Origin of the sequence: Salmonella sp. SAL4457 (genome assembly GCF_046548235.1) — a bacterium.
GTDB classification, from domain to species: domain Bacteria; phylum Pseudomonadota; class Gammaproteobacteria; order Enterobacterales; family Enterobacteriaceae; genus Salmonella; species Salmonella enterica.
In genome coordinates this window covers 1-253 of record NZ_JBGDZO010000907.1, presented here as the reverse complement: position 1 = coordinate 253, position 253 = coordinate 1, and the positions used below count along the sequence as shown (strand labels likewise).

Genomic DNA, 253 nt, shown 5'->3' with positions numbered 1-253 from the left:
GTGCAGGCCATCGAAGGCCATCTCGACGCCCTGTTCGCCGACTACGCCTGTACCCCCGAGGGTTGGCCGGAAGCGCAGGCGGCGCGGCAGGTCCTGGCTTCGCTGAACATGCAGCTCTATCGCCGGCGCCGCGAAGGCGAGCCGGGCGTGCTCGAGCTGGCGGCGGGGTTGCTGCTGGTCCATGCCGGAGGCGTGCACTTTCTCCAGTGCGGCGCCGTCGGCCTGCTGCGTTATCGCCAGGGCAGCCTGCAGC

The 253-nt window shown here is 70.8% G+C and carries 1 protein-coding gene; it reads left to right on the top strand.

All coding sequences use genetic code 11. The annotated features are described in order from the left end of the window. The coding region (locus tag ACLJNW_RS26825) for a hypothetical protein (protein ID WP_410961599.1) at positions 1-253 on the top strand (253 nt) is incomplete at both ends.